The organism is Paracoccus ferrooxidans, assembly GCF_029909815.1.
GTDB classification, from domain to species: domain Bacteria; phylum Pseudomonadota; class Alphaproteobacteria; order Rhodobacterales; family Rhodobacteraceae; genus Paracoccus; species Paracoccus versutus.
The window spans coordinates 2,330,853-2,345,265 of record NZ_CP038198.1; the positions used below are offsets into that span (position 1 = coordinate 2,330,853).

Sequence of the window (14,413 nt, forward strand, 5' to 3'; positions counted from 1 at the left end):
CATCTGCGTCAGTGACGGTGTCACGCAGCGACTGCTTCCGTTCTTTTCACCTTGGACCCAATTGCCACCAGTTCGGGCTCGTCCAGTGTCTCCCGTTGCAGGAGATCCTGCGCCGATTGCTCGAGCAGCGCCCGGTTGGCTTCGAGAAGCGAGACGGTGCGCTTGAACACGCCATCCACGATGTCGCGCACCTTCGCGTCCATCCGCTCGGCAGTGGCCTCGCTGTAGCGGCGGTTCAGCCACGACGACTGGTCGCCGGTGCCGAGAAAGCCGGGCCGATCGGTGTCGTAGCTGACATGCCCGAGGTCTTCGTCCATCCCGTACCGCGCGACCATGGCGCGGGCGATATCGGTGGCCTTGACCAGATCGTCCGCCGCCCCGGTCGAGAGGTGGTCGTAGACAATCTTCTCGGCCGCGCGCCCGCCCAGCAGCACGGCGATCTTGTTCTCGAGTTCCTCCCGCGTCATCAGGAAGCGGTCCTCGGTCGGGCGCTGGATCGTGTAGCCGAGCGCGCCAATTCCGCGCGGTATGATCGAGACCTTGTGCACCGGGTCCACCCCCGGCAGAGCCATCGCCACCAGCGCGTGCCCCATCTCGTGGTGCGCCACGATCTCGCGTTCGCGCGGGTTCAGAACGCGGTTCTTCTTTTCCAACCCTGCGATGATGCGCTCGACGGCATTGTTGAAGTCGTCCATCGTCACCGCATCGGCCTTGCGGCGCGTGGCAAGCAGCGCAGCCTCGTTGACGAGATTGGCGAGGTCCGCCCCGGAAAAGCCGGGAGTAAGCGCTGCGACCTTCTCGGCATCGACGTCCGGGGCGAGCTTCACCTTTTTCATGTGAACGCCGAGAATCTGCACACGTCCTTTCTTATCCGGCCGATCCACCAGCACCTGCCGGTCGAAGCGTCCCGCACGCAGCAGCGCGGGGTCGAGGATCTCTGGTCGGTTGGTGGCGGCCAGGAGCACGATGCCCACCGAAGGGTCGAAGCCGTCGAGCTCGGTCAGAAGCTGGTTCAGCGTCTGCTCACGCTCATCGTGGCCGCCAGCGATCTGGCCGGAGGAGCGCGCCCGCCCGAGAGCGTCCAGCTCGTCGATGAAGATGATCGCCGGGGCGGATTTCCGGGCCTGCTCGAACAGGTCGCGCACCCGTGCGGCACCGACGCCCACGAACATCTCGACGAACTCGGAGCCCGAGATCGAAAAGAAGGTCACGCCGGCCTCGCCTGCCACTGCGCGCGCTAGAAGCGTCTTGCCGGTGCCCGGCGGCCCGACAAGCAATATGCCTTTGGGGATATGTGCGCCCAGCTTTCCGTATTCGGCGGGGTTCCTGAGGAACTCTACGACCTCCTCGAGCTCGGCCTTGGCCTCGTCCACACCGGCCACGTCGGCGAAGCTGACGCCGGTTTCTTTTTCCATGTAAACCTTGGCCTTGCTGCGGCCGACCTGCATGAACCCGCCGAAACCCTGTTTGTCGGCGAACTTACGGAACAGCAGCATCCAGATTCCGAAAAAGACAAGCGCTGGCGCCACCCAGGAAATCAGCGTGCCGAGAAAGGTGTTCTGAGGAACGCCCGTGATCTCGACGCCGGAGCGGTCGATCCGCTGCAGGATCGCGGGATCCACGACCGTGGTGACGAACTGGCTCTTGCCGTCGACGGGGTCGGTGAAGGTGCCGGTGATGGTGTCCGCGCCGACCGCAACGGACGCGACCCTGCCATCCTCGAGATAGCTCTCGAACTGGCTGTAGCTGATCGGTGCGACGGATTGCCAGCCGGCGATCAGGTTCTGGATGAAAATCACGGCTATGAAAGCCACCACCCAGTACCAGATGTTATATTCGGTCTTCCTTTCCATGCCGCTTGTCCCTTTCACTGGCGCCCGAGCCGCGCCCTGATCCGCTCGAGCAGCGCCAGCAGGATGCGCCTTTCGTCTGCCGACAGATCCTGCAGGATTTCATGTTCGAGCGCCGGTTGCCGCGGCGCGAGTTCCTCCAGCATCGCCCGGGCCTTCGACGTTGCGGTGACGATCTGCGACCGCCTGTCGTCGAGCGAGGGCGACCGCTCGACCCAGCCGTCCCGGACCATGCGATTGACGAGCTGGCCCGCAGTGGCCGGGCCGACCTCAAGTCGGTCGGCCAGATCGCCGATGGTCAGCCCGGGCGCATCCTCGACATGCGCCGCCGCCATCCAGGACAGGCGGGTCAGGCCGCTGTCGCGGATGTCTTGGTCGATCCGCTGCTGGATGAGCTGCGCGACCCGGTGGATCGTCGTCCCGATCAGCGCGATGTCCGAAGAGATCATAGGTATCCTTCCTCCGGTGGCATGAGACACAGGATAGACCGCACTCCATCCAAAGTGCAATGCAAGCATCATACATGCTTGCATAATAAATGGATCTGCCTATCTTGATGGGCGGTCTCCGAACCGACATCCAGCCGGCACCGTTGCCCGGTCGGACCATGCCGCCGGTTCGGGGGCATCGATCAGCTACAGGAGGCCAGCAATGCTCTATCCGACATATCTGCGCCGCAGCGATCCCTTCGCGCTGATGCGCTCCATGATGCGCGATCTCGACCGCGGCTTCTTGCCCCCGTCCCGCGCGGCGTTCCCGGCGGTGAATGTCTGGCAAGGCCCTGAGGCCGTTGCCATCGCCGCTGAACTTCCCGGCATCGAACCGGGCGACATTGAGATTTCGGTTAAGGACAACGTCCTGACGCTTTCGGGCGAACGCAAGGCGCCCGAGGTTCCCGACGGTGCGCGCTGGCACCGCAACGAACGCGGTTTCGGCAGGTTTTCCCGCACTATCCGCCTGCCGTTCGCGGCCTCGGATGACAAGGTCGAGGCGAGGATGACGAACGGCGTATTGCGGATCGTCATCTCCCGGCCCGAGGAAGAAAAGCCGAAGAGAATCGAGATCAAGGCAGCCTGAGAGGAGCTGGAACGATGAGCACCGACATCACGCAAGCCGCCGAAAAGACGCCGACCGACTCGCCCGAGACCACCGGCGGCGGACGCATCTACCGCCCGTTGACCGATATCGTCGAGACCGATCAGGGTGTCTCCATGATGCTTGAAATGCCTGGGGTCGCCGCCGATGCGGTCGAGATCACGCTCGAAAATCGTGTGTTGACGATCCGCGGCAAAGTTGACCCGGTGCGGCCGGAAAACCTCGAACTTGCCTATGCCGAATATGGCGAGGGCGATTTCGAGCGTGCCTTCACGCTTTCCGAGGACTTCGACCCCAACAGGATCGAAGCCGAGATGCGTGGAGGTGTCCTCACCCTGACGCTCCCCCGAGCCCCTGAAGCGCAGCCGAAAAAGATCGCCGTCAAGGGCGCCTGAAAACCGAAGGAGACCATATCATGCAGATCAAAGACCTCATTCCCTGGGCGCGCAAGGACGGCGCGCCAGATGCCAAGAGCAGCGAAGACAACCCGATCGCGACACTCCAGCACGAAATGAACCATGTGTTCGAGAACTTCTGGAACCGTGTCGGTCATTTCGAATGGCCCTTTGGCAGCGGCGAAGCGAAATCCGACGTGGTCGAGACCGACAAGGCGATCGAAGTATCGATCGAGCTGCCGGGCATGGAGATGAAGGACATCGAGGTGACGGTCAACGATGACATGTTGACTGTGAAGGGGGAGAAGAAGATCGAGCGCCAGGAGGAGAAAAAGGGGTATTACCTGTCCGAGCGCAGCTACGGCGCGATCTACCGGACAATTCCGCTCCCTCCCGGTGTGGATGGCGAAAAGGCGCAGGCATCCTTCAAGAACGGGGTTCTGACGATCAAGCTGCCCCAGACTCCCGAGGCGCAGGCGAAGGTCAAGCGCATCGAGGTCAAGAACGGCTGATTTGCCACATTGGGTGTCGCCGGTTTGCGGCGTCCCCTCCGCTCCGTGCGATATCGCACCGTCTGGCAAAGCCCCGGGGAGCTTGTCTCTCCAGGGCGGCTTTCGAGAGGCAATCATGAAAGACTTGCAACGATCCGGGCTGACCCGTGAACAATGGTCGGCGATGACGCTCTACGAGAAGTTCGAGCAAGTTGTCATCTTCGTCCTCAGCGTCATCATTGCGGCGATCGTCGTGGCGTCGGTCTGGGCGCTGATGCGCGAAGTCGTGAACCGCTTGCTTCTGGGGGCATTCGACACTCTCGACTACGCCACCTTCCAGGTGGTGTTCGGCATGATCTTCACCGTGGTGATCGCGCTCGAGTTCAAGCGCTCCCTTCTTGTTGCGACCGAACGCAGCTTCGGGATCCTCCAGGTCCGCACGATCGTGCTGATCGCGCTGCTGGCCATCGCGCGCAAATTCATCATCCTGGACCTCGGCGAGACGGAATCATCCAAGATTGCCGCACTCGCGGGCGCGGCGCTTGCGCTCGGCGCTGTCCACTGGCTGGTGCGCGATCAGGACCGGCGCGAACTCGGAGGCCACGAGACGCGATGACCGCGGCCTCCGCCAGCCACCGCCTGCTCAATTTCGTGCAATCGGCGCTGCTGCTCGGGCTCATGGCGGCGCTCGCCTGGGTTTCGGTCACGGTGATCCTGGGGCCCGGAACGGGGCTGCTCGTCGCGCTCGGCATGGTCGCCGGCCTGTTTCTGGCCCCCGACCTGTCGCGGCGGATGCTGCTGTCGGCCTATCGCGCCCAGCGTCTGACGGGGCGCGAGGCCCCCGGTCTCGTCGCAGCACTTGCCGAGCTCGCGCGCCGCGCCGGCCTGCCGCGCACCCCGGCGCTGTATCGCGTCCCGAGCCCCGAAGTTCGACAAAATTGGTCTATGTTTGAGGGGTGTCGGTCCGTCTGATCGAGTCATCTCAATGGGTTAGTGATATCTAAGGGTCAAAGTTCTGTAGTCACACGTCGACAGCTGTTTTGGTTTGCCTGGATGGTTCAACTGCAATATTCTGTAGGTATGTTTGTTCGGATCAGCAAAAGCGGTGAACGGCGCTACCTGCAGCTCGTCGAGTCCTATCGGAACGAGGCGGGGCAACCGCGCCATCGGGTTGTTGCCAACCTTGGCCGCATCGACGGGATGCAGGATGGCCATCTCGACCCGTTGATCCGCGGCCTTTGCCGCGTGGCCGGGCGCGACGAACCAGAAGCACCAGAGATCTCTCACGCACCTGCCAAAGCATTTGGAGACGTTTTCGCGCTGCACGAACTATGGAGGGATCTCGGCTTTGACCGCGCCCTCGGCCGCGCTCTTCGATCCGGCAAGCGCAAGCTGGATGTCGAGGCGTTGGTGCGGGCGATGGTCTTCAACCGCCTGTGCGACCCTTCCAGCAAGCTGGGGTGCCTGCGCTGGCTCGACACCGTGGCCATGCCCGAGATGCCGGCCAAGGTCGAGCATCACCATCTCCTGCGCGCCATGGACGCCCTGATGGACAATGTTGATCGCGTAGAGGCTGAGCTGGCCCGTCAGATCCGGCCCTTGGTCGATCGCGATCTGACGGTTGTCTTCTACGACCTGACCACCGTGCGCATCCACGGTGAAGGAGAGGTCGAGGACGACATCCGCGCCTTTGGCATGAACAAGGAGACCGGTGGGATCGCCCGCCAGTTCGTGCTTGGCGTCGTGCAGACCGCCGAGGGGCTGCCGCTCATGCATACCGTGCATCCGGGCAACGTGGCCGAGACCAAGACGCTGCAAGCCATGCTGACCACCGTCCTGCAGCGCTTCCCGATCGAGCGCGTGATCCTGGTGGCCGACCGCGGGCTGCTTAGCCTCGACAATATTGGCGCCCTGACATCTCTGGCCGAACAGGGCGGGCGAACGTTGGAGTTCATCCTCGCCGTCCCCGCGCGCCGCTACAGCGACCTGGTCGAGACCTTCCGAGACATGGCCTTTGACGAGAACGGGCTGACCGAGGATCGTTTTGCTGGTCACCGCCTGATCGTTGCCCATGATCCCTTCCGCGCCGCCGAGCAGGCCGGCCGCCGCCGGGCACGCATCGCCGAGCTGGAGGCCATGGCCGAGAAGATGGTCGGCAAGCTTGATGCCCAGGATGCGGGAAAGACCGCAAAGGGGCGCCGTGCTTCCGACCGCGGGGCCTACAGCCGCTTCACCCGAGCCGTCGCAGAGGCAGAACTCACGCGCTTCCTCAAGGCCGATCTCGACGCAGATCGCTTCAGCTGGCACGTCGATGAAGACGCCATTGCTGAGGCGGAACTCTTCGACGGCAAGCTCGCGCTGATCACCAACGCCCCGGACCTGCCCCCTGCCGAGGCCGTCGCCCGCTACAAGGGCCTTGCCGACATCGAGCGGGGCTTCCGCGTGCTCAAATCTGACATCGAGATCGCGCCAGTCCACCATCGGCTGCCCGAGCGCATCCGCGCGCACGCGCTGATCTGCTTCCTGGCCCTCGTTCTCTACCGCGTCATGCGCATGCGCCTGAAAGCCAGGGGGCACAGCGCAAGCCCCAGAACCGCGCTCGACATGCTCGCGCGCATACAGCGCCACAGCACGAAAATCGGCGAACGCTCAATTGATGGCCTCTCAACGACAACCCCGGAACAATTGGAGCTGTTCAACACCCTGAACCTGCCAAAACCTGCCTAAGAGCCGTCCCGTAGTCACACAAAGGCGAAATCCGCCTCAGAGAAATCAATCGCTTAGCGGTTTTGCTGTCGAACTTCGGGTTCTCCGAAACCATGAAAGCGGTTGTGGATGTGATGAAGGCGGCCGGTGTCCGGCGCCTTGTCGCTGTGACCGGGATCGGCGCCGGCGACAGCAAGGGCCATGGCGGATGGCTCTACAACCACATCATCTATCCGCTTTTCACCCGCAATCGCTATGCCGACAAGGATCGCCAGGAGACGATCATCGAACAGAGCGATCTGGACTGGACCATCGTTCGGCCAGCCCCCTTTGCCGCCGGCGCGAGAGTCGGCCCTTTGCAGGTCCACACGGAAATTCCGACAGGTTTACAACTGAGATCCATCACCCGTGCCGAGGTCGTCGACTTCATCCTCGACAGTCTGGAATGCGAAAGCTTCATACGCCAGAAACCATTCATCGGTCATTCCTGATATCGTCAAGGTGACGTTCCGAAAGGTTGTATCCATCTGGCGGATCATCCAATCCGGTTTTGCTTACCCGTAGTCAAACTCGAGAGTATTTTCCGCCGAAGCGGAAGTCTATTCGACCGGAACCGGAGCTTGCGTAGCGGCAGGGTCGGTAATTGTGGCATCATCGGCATCGCCTGATTCCTTGCAGGCGCCGAGTGCCGTGGAGACACCGCCTGTGGATTTGCAGTGCAGAAGAGTCGAGGAATATTGGGCAAAACAAGCCCTTTGAACGGCGAGATGTCGTTACTGCAACGTCTTCCGGAACCGCCACAGCGAGACGGAAAAGAAGGCAAGGCCGATCACGATCAGCGCAAGGAAACGCGGCCAGATCGCGTCCAGCCCGGCTCCGCGGAACAGGATCGCCTGTGACAGCGACACGAAATGCGTGTCTGGCGCTGCAGACATCAGGATGCGCAGCCCGGCCGGCATGTTCTCGACCGGCGTCAGCCCGCCGGCGAGGATTTGCAGGGGAAACAGCACAAGCATCAACAGCAGCCCGAATTGCGGCATGGAGCCTGCGATCTTGGCGAGAAGGATGCCGAGCGACGTCGTCGCGAAAAGCTGAAGCACCACCCCCAGCATCAACAGCCCAAGCGACCCGGCGACCGGGATCGCCAGCCATGTCTGCACCACGACCGTCATCGCGAACAGCACCGCCCCCGCCACCACCAGCGCCACGGGCCAGATCTTGCCCAGCATGATTTCAGTGGGAGTGACGGGCATGACCAGAAGATGCTCGATGGTGCCGCGTTCGCGTTCCCGGATCAGGGCTGCGCCAGCCAGGATGACCGAAAGCAGCGAGACGTTGTTGATCACCTCCATCATCGCGCTGAACCAGCCGGGATTGAGTTCGGGATTGAAGCGCGCCCGCAGGACCAGTTCGACCGGGGCGGATGGGACGGTGCGGTATCGCTGAGCGAACTCCCCGACCTCGCCCGAGACGATGGCCTGCACATAGCCCGCGCCGGTGAAGGCCTGCGTCATCCGCGTGGCATCGACGTTGAGTTGCAGCGCGGGTTCGGCACCGGCCAGCAGGTCGCGCTGGAAATTGGGTGGGATGATCAGCGCGAAGGTGTCGATGCCGGTATCCATGCGCCGGTTCATCTCGGGCAGGGTGATTGGTGCCGGGGGCGTGAAATGAGGTGGATAGAAGGCCGATCCGATCCGCGCCGAGAGGGCCGAGACATCTTCGTCCACGATGGAGATCGGCGCCTTGTTGAGCGTGAAGGGCGTGGCCGTCGCCGCCGCGTAGATCTGGATCGAGAAGGCCGCGGCGATCAGCGCCAGCAGCGCGGGTGTGCGCAACAGCCCCCGCAACTCCTTGATACCCAGACGCCAGACCGTAGATATCCGCATGGCCTACCGCGCCTGTTTCTTCAGGAAAATCACGCTGAGCGCAATCAGGACCGGACCTGCAGCCAGCAAGGCCAGCAGGGATGCGGCCAGATCGCCAAGCCCCAGTGCCTTGGAAAACGCCCCGCGCGATATGGTGATGAAATGGCTGGCCGGGTTGATCGTGCCGATGACGGCCGCCGAGCCCTCCATCGCCGCGACCGGGTCGATCATGCCCGAATACTGCACGGCAAGCAGCATCGAGACGAGCGTCGCAAGGAAGATAGCTGCGATCTGGCTGTTCATGAAGCTGGATATGAACAGGCCGAGCGCCGTCGACGCGACCGCGTAAAGCAGCCCGCCAAGCGTGTAGGCAAGGACCGAACCGGTGAACGGCACCCCCTGCACCAGCACGGCGAATGCGGTCAGCGTGACGAAGTTCAGCATGGCGAGGCCAATATAGGGGATCTGCTTGCCCAGCAGGAACTCCAGCCGCGAAACTGGTGTGACATAGAGATTGACGATGGAGCCCAGATCCTTTTCCCGCACGACGGAAAGCGTGGCCAGCATGGTCGGGATGAACAGCAGCACCAGCCCGATGACGGCGGGCACCATGGCGATCAGGCTTTCCACGTTCGGATTGTAGCGAAACCGCGTCTCCAGGCTGAAATCGCCGGCGCGCACGCCCTGTGACTCGCGCGCCTGCCGCATCAGCCAATGCGCATGCAGCCCCTCGACATAACCCTGCGCGGTTTCGGCGCGCGAGGGCATCGAGCCGTCGATCCAGCCGCCGATCTCTGCTTCACGCCCGGCCGAGACCTCGCGGGCGAAACCCGGCGGGATTTCCAGCGCAAGGCTCAACTCGCCATTGCGCATGCGCCGGTCCAGATCGGCCGGGCTGGCGATGGGCGGGCGCTCGGTGAAATAGCGCGACCCGGCGATGTCCAGCGTATAGTCGCGGCTGATCGTGGTCTGGTCGTGGTCCAGCACGGCGAAGGGCAGATCCTCGACATCCATGCTGATGCCGTAACCCAGTACGAAGAGCAGAATGAGACTGCCGAAAAACGCGAAGGAGGCGCGGATCGGATCGCGGCGCAGTTCCAGCGCCTCGCGTCTTGCATAGCTGCCGATGCGGCGCGGGTCGAGAAAGCGCCGGGATGTCGCCTGCCGGTGATGCGCGGCGATGGTTTGCACCCGGTCGGGCGGGGGCGGCGCGGTGTTGTCCGGCTCCTCCTCATCGGCGATGGCGTCTTCCAGATGGGTAACGAAGGCGTTTTCCAGATCGGCGGCGCCGCTGTCTTCGACGATCCGCGCCGGGGTGTCCGAGACCAGCACCTTGCCCGCATGCATCAGCGAGATGCGGTCGCAACGCTCGGCCTCGTTCATGAAATGGGTCGAGATGAAGATCGTCACCCCATCCTTGCGCGACAGGTCCGCGAAACTTTGCCACAGCGCGTCGCGGGCAACCGGATCGACGCCCGAGGTCGGCTCGTCCAGGATCAGCATCTCGGGCGCGTGGATCATGGCGACGGCCAACGACAGCCGCTGCGTGACGCCGAGGGGCAGGGCATCCGGCAGCTTGTCCATCACCTCCAGCAGGCCGAAACGTTGCGCCATTTCCTGAATGCGGGCGGGGATGTCGCGGGCGGGCAGCTGGAACAGCCGGGCGTGCAGGTCCAGGTTTTGCCGCACCGTCAGTTCGGTATAGAGCGAGAAGGACTGCGACATATAGCCGACGCGGCGGCGGGTGTCGATGTCATGCGGGTCCACCGTCTGGCCGAACAGCCGCGCCGTGCCCTCGCTTGCGGGCAGAAGGCCGGTCAGCATCTTCATTGTCGTGGTCTTGCCGCAGCCGTTCGAGCCGAGAAAGCCGAATATCTCGCCCTTCGGGATGCGGAAGCTGACATTGTCGACCGCGGTGAAATCGCCGAAGCGGATGGTCAGCCCCTCGGCCTCGATCGCGGCATCCCCGTTACCGGTGTCGGATCGTGGTGGGATATCGACCCGGCGGTGGTGCCTGCGCTTCTCTTCGGGCATCAGCGAGATGAAGGCGTCCTCAAGCGACGAGGTGCCGGTCTGGCGTCGCAATTCGTCGGGCGTGCCCGTCGCCAGAGTTCGCCCACCGTCCATCGCGACCAGCCAGTCGAAACCCGATGCCTCGTCCATATAGGCGGTGGCGACGATGACGCCCATATTGGGCTGGCCCGTCCTGATGCCGTTGATCAGATCCCAGAACTGCCGCCGCGCCAGCGGGTCGACGCCGGTGGTCGGCTCATCGAGGATCAGCAGGTCCGGGTCGTGGATCAGCGCGCAACACAGGCCCAGCTTCTGCTTCATGCCGCCCGACAGCTTGCCCGCAGGCCGGTCGGCAAAGGGAGCAAGTCCGGTCGCCGCCAGCAATTCGCGGATGCGCCGTTCGCGTTCCCGCCGGGCATGGCCGAAAAGGCGGCCGAAGAAATCGACGTTCTCGAATACCGAAAGCGTCGGATAGAGGTTCTTGCCCAGCCCCTGCGGCATATAGGCGATGCGCGGTCCGACCTCGCCGCGCTGCGTGGCATCGCGCATGTTGGCGTCCAGTGCGAAAACCTCACCCTGCTGGACGCGGCGCGCCCCGGCGATCAGCGAAAGCAGGGTCGATTTGCCCACCCCGTCTGGTCCTATCACCCCGATCATCCGGCCCGCCGGAAAATCCAGGGTTACATCCTCCAGCGCGCGCGTCTTGCCGAAGGCGTGGCCGACCGACCGCACGCAGGCGGCAAGCCGGGGGGTGCCGCTGTCCTGCGGGGTTTTGGTCATTCCAGCAGCCCGGCGCGCAGGCTGTCGGGCCATTCAGCCTGCGCCTCCAGCTTGACATGAGCGATGCCGGGCAGGCCCGGTTTGACGTAATCGGGATATTTGCGCAACAATTCGGGCGGCACCCGGACGCGGACGCGGAACATCAGGCCGAGGCGCTCTTCCGTCGTCTCGACCGTGCGCGGTGTGAACTGGGCCACATCCGAGATGAACGACACCTCTGCCGGAATCACCACGCCCGGTGCAGTGTCCAGCACGATCCGCGCCTCGGACCCCACCGCGACCCGGCCTGCGGGCACGGTGGACAGAAAGAAGGTCATGTAGACATCGTCGAGATCGATCAGGTTCAGCACCCGTCCGCCGCCAGCCACGACCTCTCCGGGCTGGGCGACCAGATATTGCACTCTACCGGCGCGGGGCGAGCGCAGCGTGCTGTCGTCTCTCTCGACCTGAATGCGTTCGATGGCGGCTTCGGTTGCCTCGATGGTCGCCTCCGCATCGACGATCCGCGCCCGCGCCGTCGCGATCCCTGCCTCGGCTGAGGCGGCCCGCGCGCGTGCCGCATCCAGCGTGGCCTGCGCTCCGGCCCGGCGCGCCCTGTCGTCGTCCAGCGTCTGCTGCGAGATCGCGCTGGTGCGGGCCAGTTGTTCGGCCCGCTGCAACCGGTTTTCAGCCGAATCGAGTTCGCTCCGGCGCTGCTCCACCACGGCAAGGGCGGCGGAATGTTCCGCCTCGGCCTGCGTGACGCCGCTTTCCGCCACATCGCGCGCGATCCGCCCGCGCTGGAACTGGGCGCGGGCCTCGCGCAGCTGGGCGTCAAGCTGCTGGGTGTCCAGATGTGCGAGAATCTCACCGCGGGCGACCGTCTGCCCCTCTTGCGCAACGATATCGGTGATGCGGCCGCCGGTCCGGGCAGAGATGTCGATGGCCACTGCCTCGATCCGTCCATTGCCTGTGGCGATCCAGTCCGGCAATTGCGGTTCCGCCAGCTTCTGCGTCAGATACCAGCCACCGGCAATTGTCATGGCCAGCATTGCGATCCAGACCCATGATCTGGAAAAGAATCTTTTCACGCGATCAAGCATGTTCCGGACTCCGCCCTGGTGATGTATGCTGGCCGACAATCCCTGTTCTTTGGCTCATAAGCAATCCGCGGTTCTGGACGCCTTTGGGTTGTATATGTGGAAAGCCTGCTTTCCGCGAATTCCCCGTCAGAAGAAGTCTGCTTCAGCTTCTGTCCGTCATTCAACCGTCAACTCATCCCGCCTCCCGGAACAAACGACACCCATCCCGTTTGATCCTTTGGCAGATTATTGCGTCTGTTGTGTTTCTGGCCATGCGGTCATCGCGGCGGCGGCGGGCAGATCGAGAGGCCGGGGGCCCTTTGAGCTCTGCCGGGCGGGGGCGGAGAATTCAATGAATTTCATTTTCAGCCCCGTTCGGTAAGGCGGCATCAGTGGCAGCAAGATGATTGCGACGACCGGTTGACCGGGCTGCACGCAGGTTTTCTCAATGTAATCAAGGCTTAAAACCCGTCCATGCGCCGCGCTCGTCCTCACACAATTCAGCGCTGCCATGCAGGCAGGGTAACGAATTTCTGCCGGTTGATCTGAATCAATGCGGCGATGCGTGCGTCGTGAGACGCTGAATACAGTTCGCAAGGCCACTGAAGAGCATCCCTGCAGTTTCGGATGAGTTCGACAGCGGCGATCTCGCGTCGCATAAGCAGCCAGCACCGACAGGACGCCGCGCCAGCTGCCATCCCAGCCGCCGGAGGCAATCATGGACAAGACGCCCGAGAAGACCGAGAAGCGGGGACTGCGTTTCCCCACCGCCTTCACCATCCTGTTCGGCCTGATCATCCTGGTCGCCGCGCTGACATGGATCGTGCCCGCCGGACAGTATCAGCGCGAGATGAACGAGGCGCTGGACCGAGAGGTTCCCGTCGCCGGCACCTATACCGAGACCGAGCCCAATCCGCAGGGCATCGCCGATGTGCTGATGGCGCCCATCGCCGGGCTCTACGATCCCGACAGCTACGAGGCGAATGCCATCGACGTGGCCGTCTTCGTGCTGGTCATCGGCGGCTTCATCGGCGTGGTCGCCGCCAGCGGCGCCATCAATGCCGGCATCGGCCACGCCATGACCAGGCTGGCGGGGCGCGAGAAATGGATGATCCCGGTGCTGATGGGGCTGTTCGCGCTTGGCGGCACCACCTATGGCATGGCCGAGGAGACGCTGGCCTTCTACATGCTGCTGATCCCGATCATGATCGCCGCGCGCTATGACGCGGTGACGGCGGTGGCGATCATCCTCTTGGGCGCGGGCGTGGGGGTCCTGGGCTCGACCGTCAACGCCTTCGCCACCGTGATCGCGTCCGATGCGGCAGGGATCCCCTTCACGCGCGGGCTGGTGCTGCGGCTGGTGATCCTGGTCCTGTGCTGGCTGGCCTGCGTCGTCTACGTCATGCGCTATGCCGAAAAGGTCCGCCGCGATCCGTCGAAATCGCTGGTCTACGACATGAAGGCCCGCAACGAGGCGCATTTCCTCAGCGGCCATCAAGGCGAGAAGACCGAATTCACCACCATCCACAAGATCGTCCTGTCGATCTTCGGGCTGACCTTCTTGGTCATGGTCTGGGGCGTGCTGGCCGGGGGCTGGTGGATGGGCGAGATGAGCGCGCTGTTCCTCGGCGCGGCGATCCTGGTCGGGCTGGTCGTGCGACCGGGCGAGAAGGACTTCGTCGATTCCTTCGTCGACGGCGCGCGCGACCTGCTGGGCGTGGCGCTGATCATCGGGCTGGCGCGCGGCATCGTGGTCGTCATGGATGCCGGACGCATCACCGACACCATCCTGCACTGGGCCGAGATGTCTGTTGCCGGTCTGGGCGAGGTGGCCTTCATCAACGTGATGTACTGGCTGCAGGTGCTGATGTCCTTCTTCGTTCCGTCCTCGTCCGGGCTGGCGGTGCTGTCCATGCCGATCATGGCGCCGGTCGCGGATTTCGCCGGCGTGGGGCGTGACCTGGTGGTGACGGCCTATCAGTCGGCGAACGGGCTGGTGAACCTGATCAATCCGACCTTCGCCGTGGTCATGGGCGCGCTGGCCATCGGGCGCGTGCCCTATGAACGCTGGCTGCGCTTCATGTGGCCGCTTCTGCTGATCCTGACCGTCATCATCATGGCCTGCCTCAGCATCGCCGCCCTGATCGTCTGAAACCG

14 protein-coding genes are annotated in these 14,413 nt (G+C 63.6%); 8 read left to right on the plus strand and 6 right to left on the minus strand.

Annotation, left to right across the window (positions count from 1 at the left end):
- Window positions 1-20 precede the first annotated feature (20 nt).
- On the minus strand, window positions 21-1,853 hold the full coding sequence (gene ftsH, locus E3U26_RS11730; RefSeq protein WP_276243186.1) for an ATP-dependent zinc metalloprotease FtsH: 1,833 nt from the start codon (window positions 1,851-1,853) through the stop codon (window positions 21-23).
- Window positions 1,854-1,867: 14 nt separating this feature from the next.
- Window positions 1,868-2,299, minus strand: coding sequence for a MarR family winged helix-turn-helix transcriptional regulator (locus tag E3U26_RS11735; RefSeq protein WP_028713490.1), 432 nt, complete (start codon window positions 2,297-2,299; stop codon window positions 1,868-1,870).
- A gap of 202 nt (window positions 2,300-2,501) precedes the next feature.
- Here E3U26_RS11735 and E3U26_RS11740 point away from each other — a divergent pair, with 202 nt between their 5' ends.
- The 7 genes from E3U26_RS11740 to E3U26_RS11770 all read left to right on the plus strand — a co-directional run bounded on the left by E3U26_RS11740 (window position 2,502) and on the right by E3U26_RS11770 (window position 7,028).
- Window positions 2,502-2,927, plus strand: a complete 426-nt coding sequence (locus E3U26_RS11740; RefSeq protein WP_028713489.1) for an Hsp20/alpha crystallin family protein — start codon at window positions 2,502-2,504, stop codon at window positions 2,925-2,927.
- A 14-nt stretch (window positions 2,928-2,941) separates the two neighbouring features.
- Window positions 2,942-3,340 carry an Hsp20/alpha crystallin family protein gene (locus E3U26_RS11745; protein ID WP_028713488.1) on the plus strand — a complete coding sequence of 133 codons (399 nt, stop codon included), beginning with the start codon at window positions 2,942-2,944 and terminating at the stop codon, window positions 3,338-3,340.
- A 20-nt stretch (window positions 3,341-3,360) separates the two neighbouring features.
- A complete protein-coding gene (locus tag E3U26_RS11750; RefSeq protein ID WP_028713487.1) occupies window positions 3,361-3,852 on the plus strand; it encodes an Hsp20/alpha crystallin family protein in 492 nt (163 codons plus the stop codon).
- 115 nt (window positions 3,853-3,967) lie between these two features.
- Complete coding sequence (locus tag E3U26_RS11755) at window positions 3,968-4,447, plus strand: phosphate-starvation-inducible PsiE family protein (RefSeq protein ID WP_028717077.1); 480 nt, start codon at window positions 3,968-3,970, stop codon at window positions 4,445-4,447.
- The gene (locus E3U26_RS11760) at window positions 4,444-4,803 is read left to right on the plus strand and encodes a M48 family metalloprotease (RefSeq protein ID WP_323032577.1); all 360 of its coding nucleotides are present in this window, start codon (window positions 4,444-4,446) and stop codon (window positions 4,801-4,803) included. Before E3U26_RS11755 ends, E3U26_RS11760 begins: the two co-directional genes overlap by 4 nt.
- 108 nt (window positions 4,804-4,911) lie before the next feature.
- A complete protein-coding gene (locus E3U26_RS11765) occupies window positions 4,912-6,558 on the plus strand; it encodes an IS1634-like element ISPfe2 family transposase (protein WP_416346029.1) in 1,647 nt (548 codons plus the stop codon).
- A 113-nt stretch (window positions 6,559-6,671) separates the two neighbouring features.
- The gene (locus tag E3U26_RS11770) at window positions 6,672-7,028 is read left to right on the plus strand and encodes an NAD(P)-dependent oxidoreductase (protein ID WP_499105798.1); all 357 of its coding nucleotides are present in this window, start codon (window positions 6,672-6,674) and stop codon (window positions 7,026-7,028) included.
- Window positions 7,029-7,310: 282 nt separating this feature from the next.
- Here the strand turns inward: E3U26_RS11770 and E3U26_RS11775 are convergent, their stop codons facing one another.
- From E3U26_RS11775 to E3U26_RS11790, 4 genes are all read right to left on the minus strand, one after another.
- A complete protein-coding gene (locus tag E3U26_RS11775; protein ID WP_149766879.1) occupies window positions 7,311-8,423 on the minus strand; it encodes an ABC transporter permease in 1,113 nt (370 codons plus the stop codon).
- A gap of 3 nt (window positions 8,424-8,426) precedes the next feature.
- The gene (gene rbbA, locus E3U26_RS11780; RefSeq protein ID WP_223191523.1) at window positions 8,427-11,195 is read right to left on the minus strand and encodes a ribosome-associated ATPase/putative transporter RbbA; all 2,769 of its coding nucleotides are present in this window, start codon (window positions 11,193-11,195) and stop codon (window positions 8,427-8,429) included.
- Window positions 11,192-12,277 (minus strand): HlyD family secretion protein, encoded by a 1,086-nt coding sequence (locus tag E3U26_RS11785; protein ID WP_499104910.1) that lies wholly within the window; start codon window positions 12,275-12,277, stop codon window positions 11,192-11,194. The genes rbbA and E3U26_RS11785 overlap by 4 nt, the downstream gene beginning before the upstream one ends.
- A 225-nt stretch (window positions 12,278-12,502) precedes the next feature.
- On the minus strand, window positions 12,503-12,976 hold the full coding sequence (locus tag E3U26_RS11790; protein ID WP_149766882.1) for a hypothetical protein: 474 nt from the start codon (window positions 12,974-12,976) through the stop codon (window positions 12,503-12,505).
- Here E3U26_RS11790 and E3U26_RS11795 point away from each other — a divergent pair.
- Complete coding sequence (locus E3U26_RS11795; protein WP_149766883.1) at window positions 12,975-14,408, plus strand: YfcC family protein; 1,434 nt, start codon at window positions 12,975-12,977, stop codon at window positions 14,406-14,408. The genes E3U26_RS11790 and E3U26_RS11795 overlap by 2 nt on opposite strands.
- Window positions 14,409-14,413: the final 5 nt, after the last annotated feature.

Coding starts and splice junctions, on each gene's coding strand:
- ftsH (WP_276243186.1), bottom strand. CDS start 1,853: ATGGAAAGGAAGACCGAATATAACATCTGGTACTGGGTGGTGGCTTTC.
- E3U26_RS11735 (WP_028713490.1), bottom strand. CDS start 2,299: ATGATCTCTTCGGACATCGCGCTGATCGGGACGACGATCCACCGGGTC.
- E3U26_RS11740 (WP_028713489.1), top strand. CDS start 2,502: ATGCTCTATCCGACATATCTGCGCCGCAGCGATCCCTTCGCGCTGATG.
- E3U26_RS11745 (WP_028713488.1), top strand. CDS start 2,942: ATGAGCACCGACATCACGCAAGCCGCCGAAAAGACGCCGACCGACTCG.
- E3U26_RS11750 (WP_028713487.1), top strand. CDS start 3,361: ATGCAGATCAAAGACCTCATTCCCTGGGCGCGCAAGGACGGCGCGCCA.
- E3U26_RS11755 (WP_028717077.1), top strand. CDS start 3,968: ATGAAAGACTTGCAACGATCCGGGCTGACCCGTGAACAATGGTCGGCG.
- E3U26_RS11760 (WP_323032577.1), top strand. CDS start 4,444: ATGACCGCGGCCTCCGCCAGCCACCGCCTGCTCAATTTCGTGCAATCG.
- E3U26_RS11765 (WP_416346029.1), top strand. CDS start 4,912: ATGTTTGTTCGGATCAGCAAAAGCGGTGAACGGCGCTACCTGCAGCTC.
- E3U26_RS11770 (WP_499105798.1), top strand. CDS start 6,672: ATGAAGGCGGCCGGTGTCCGGCGCCTTGTCGCTGTGACCGGGATCGGC.
- E3U26_RS11775 (WP_149766879.1), bottom strand. CDS start 8,423: ATGCGGATATCTACGGTCTGGCGTCTGGGTATCAAGGAGTTGCGGGGG.
- rbbA (WP_223191523.1), bottom strand. CDS start 11,195: ATGACCAAAACCCCGCAGGACAGCGGCACCCCCCGGCTTGCCGCCTGC.
- E3U26_RS11785 (WP_499104910.1), bottom strand. CDS start 12,277: ATGCTTGATCGCGTGAAAAGATTCTTTTCCAGATCATGGGTCTGGATC.
- E3U26_RS11795 (WP_149766883.1), top strand. CDS start 12,975: ATGGACAAGACGCCCGAGAAGACCGAGAAGCGGGGACTGCGTTTCCCC.
- E3U26_RS11790 (WP_149766882.1), bottom strand. CDS start 12,976: ATGATTGCCTCCGGCGGCTGGGATGGCAGCTGGCGCGGCGTCCTGTCG.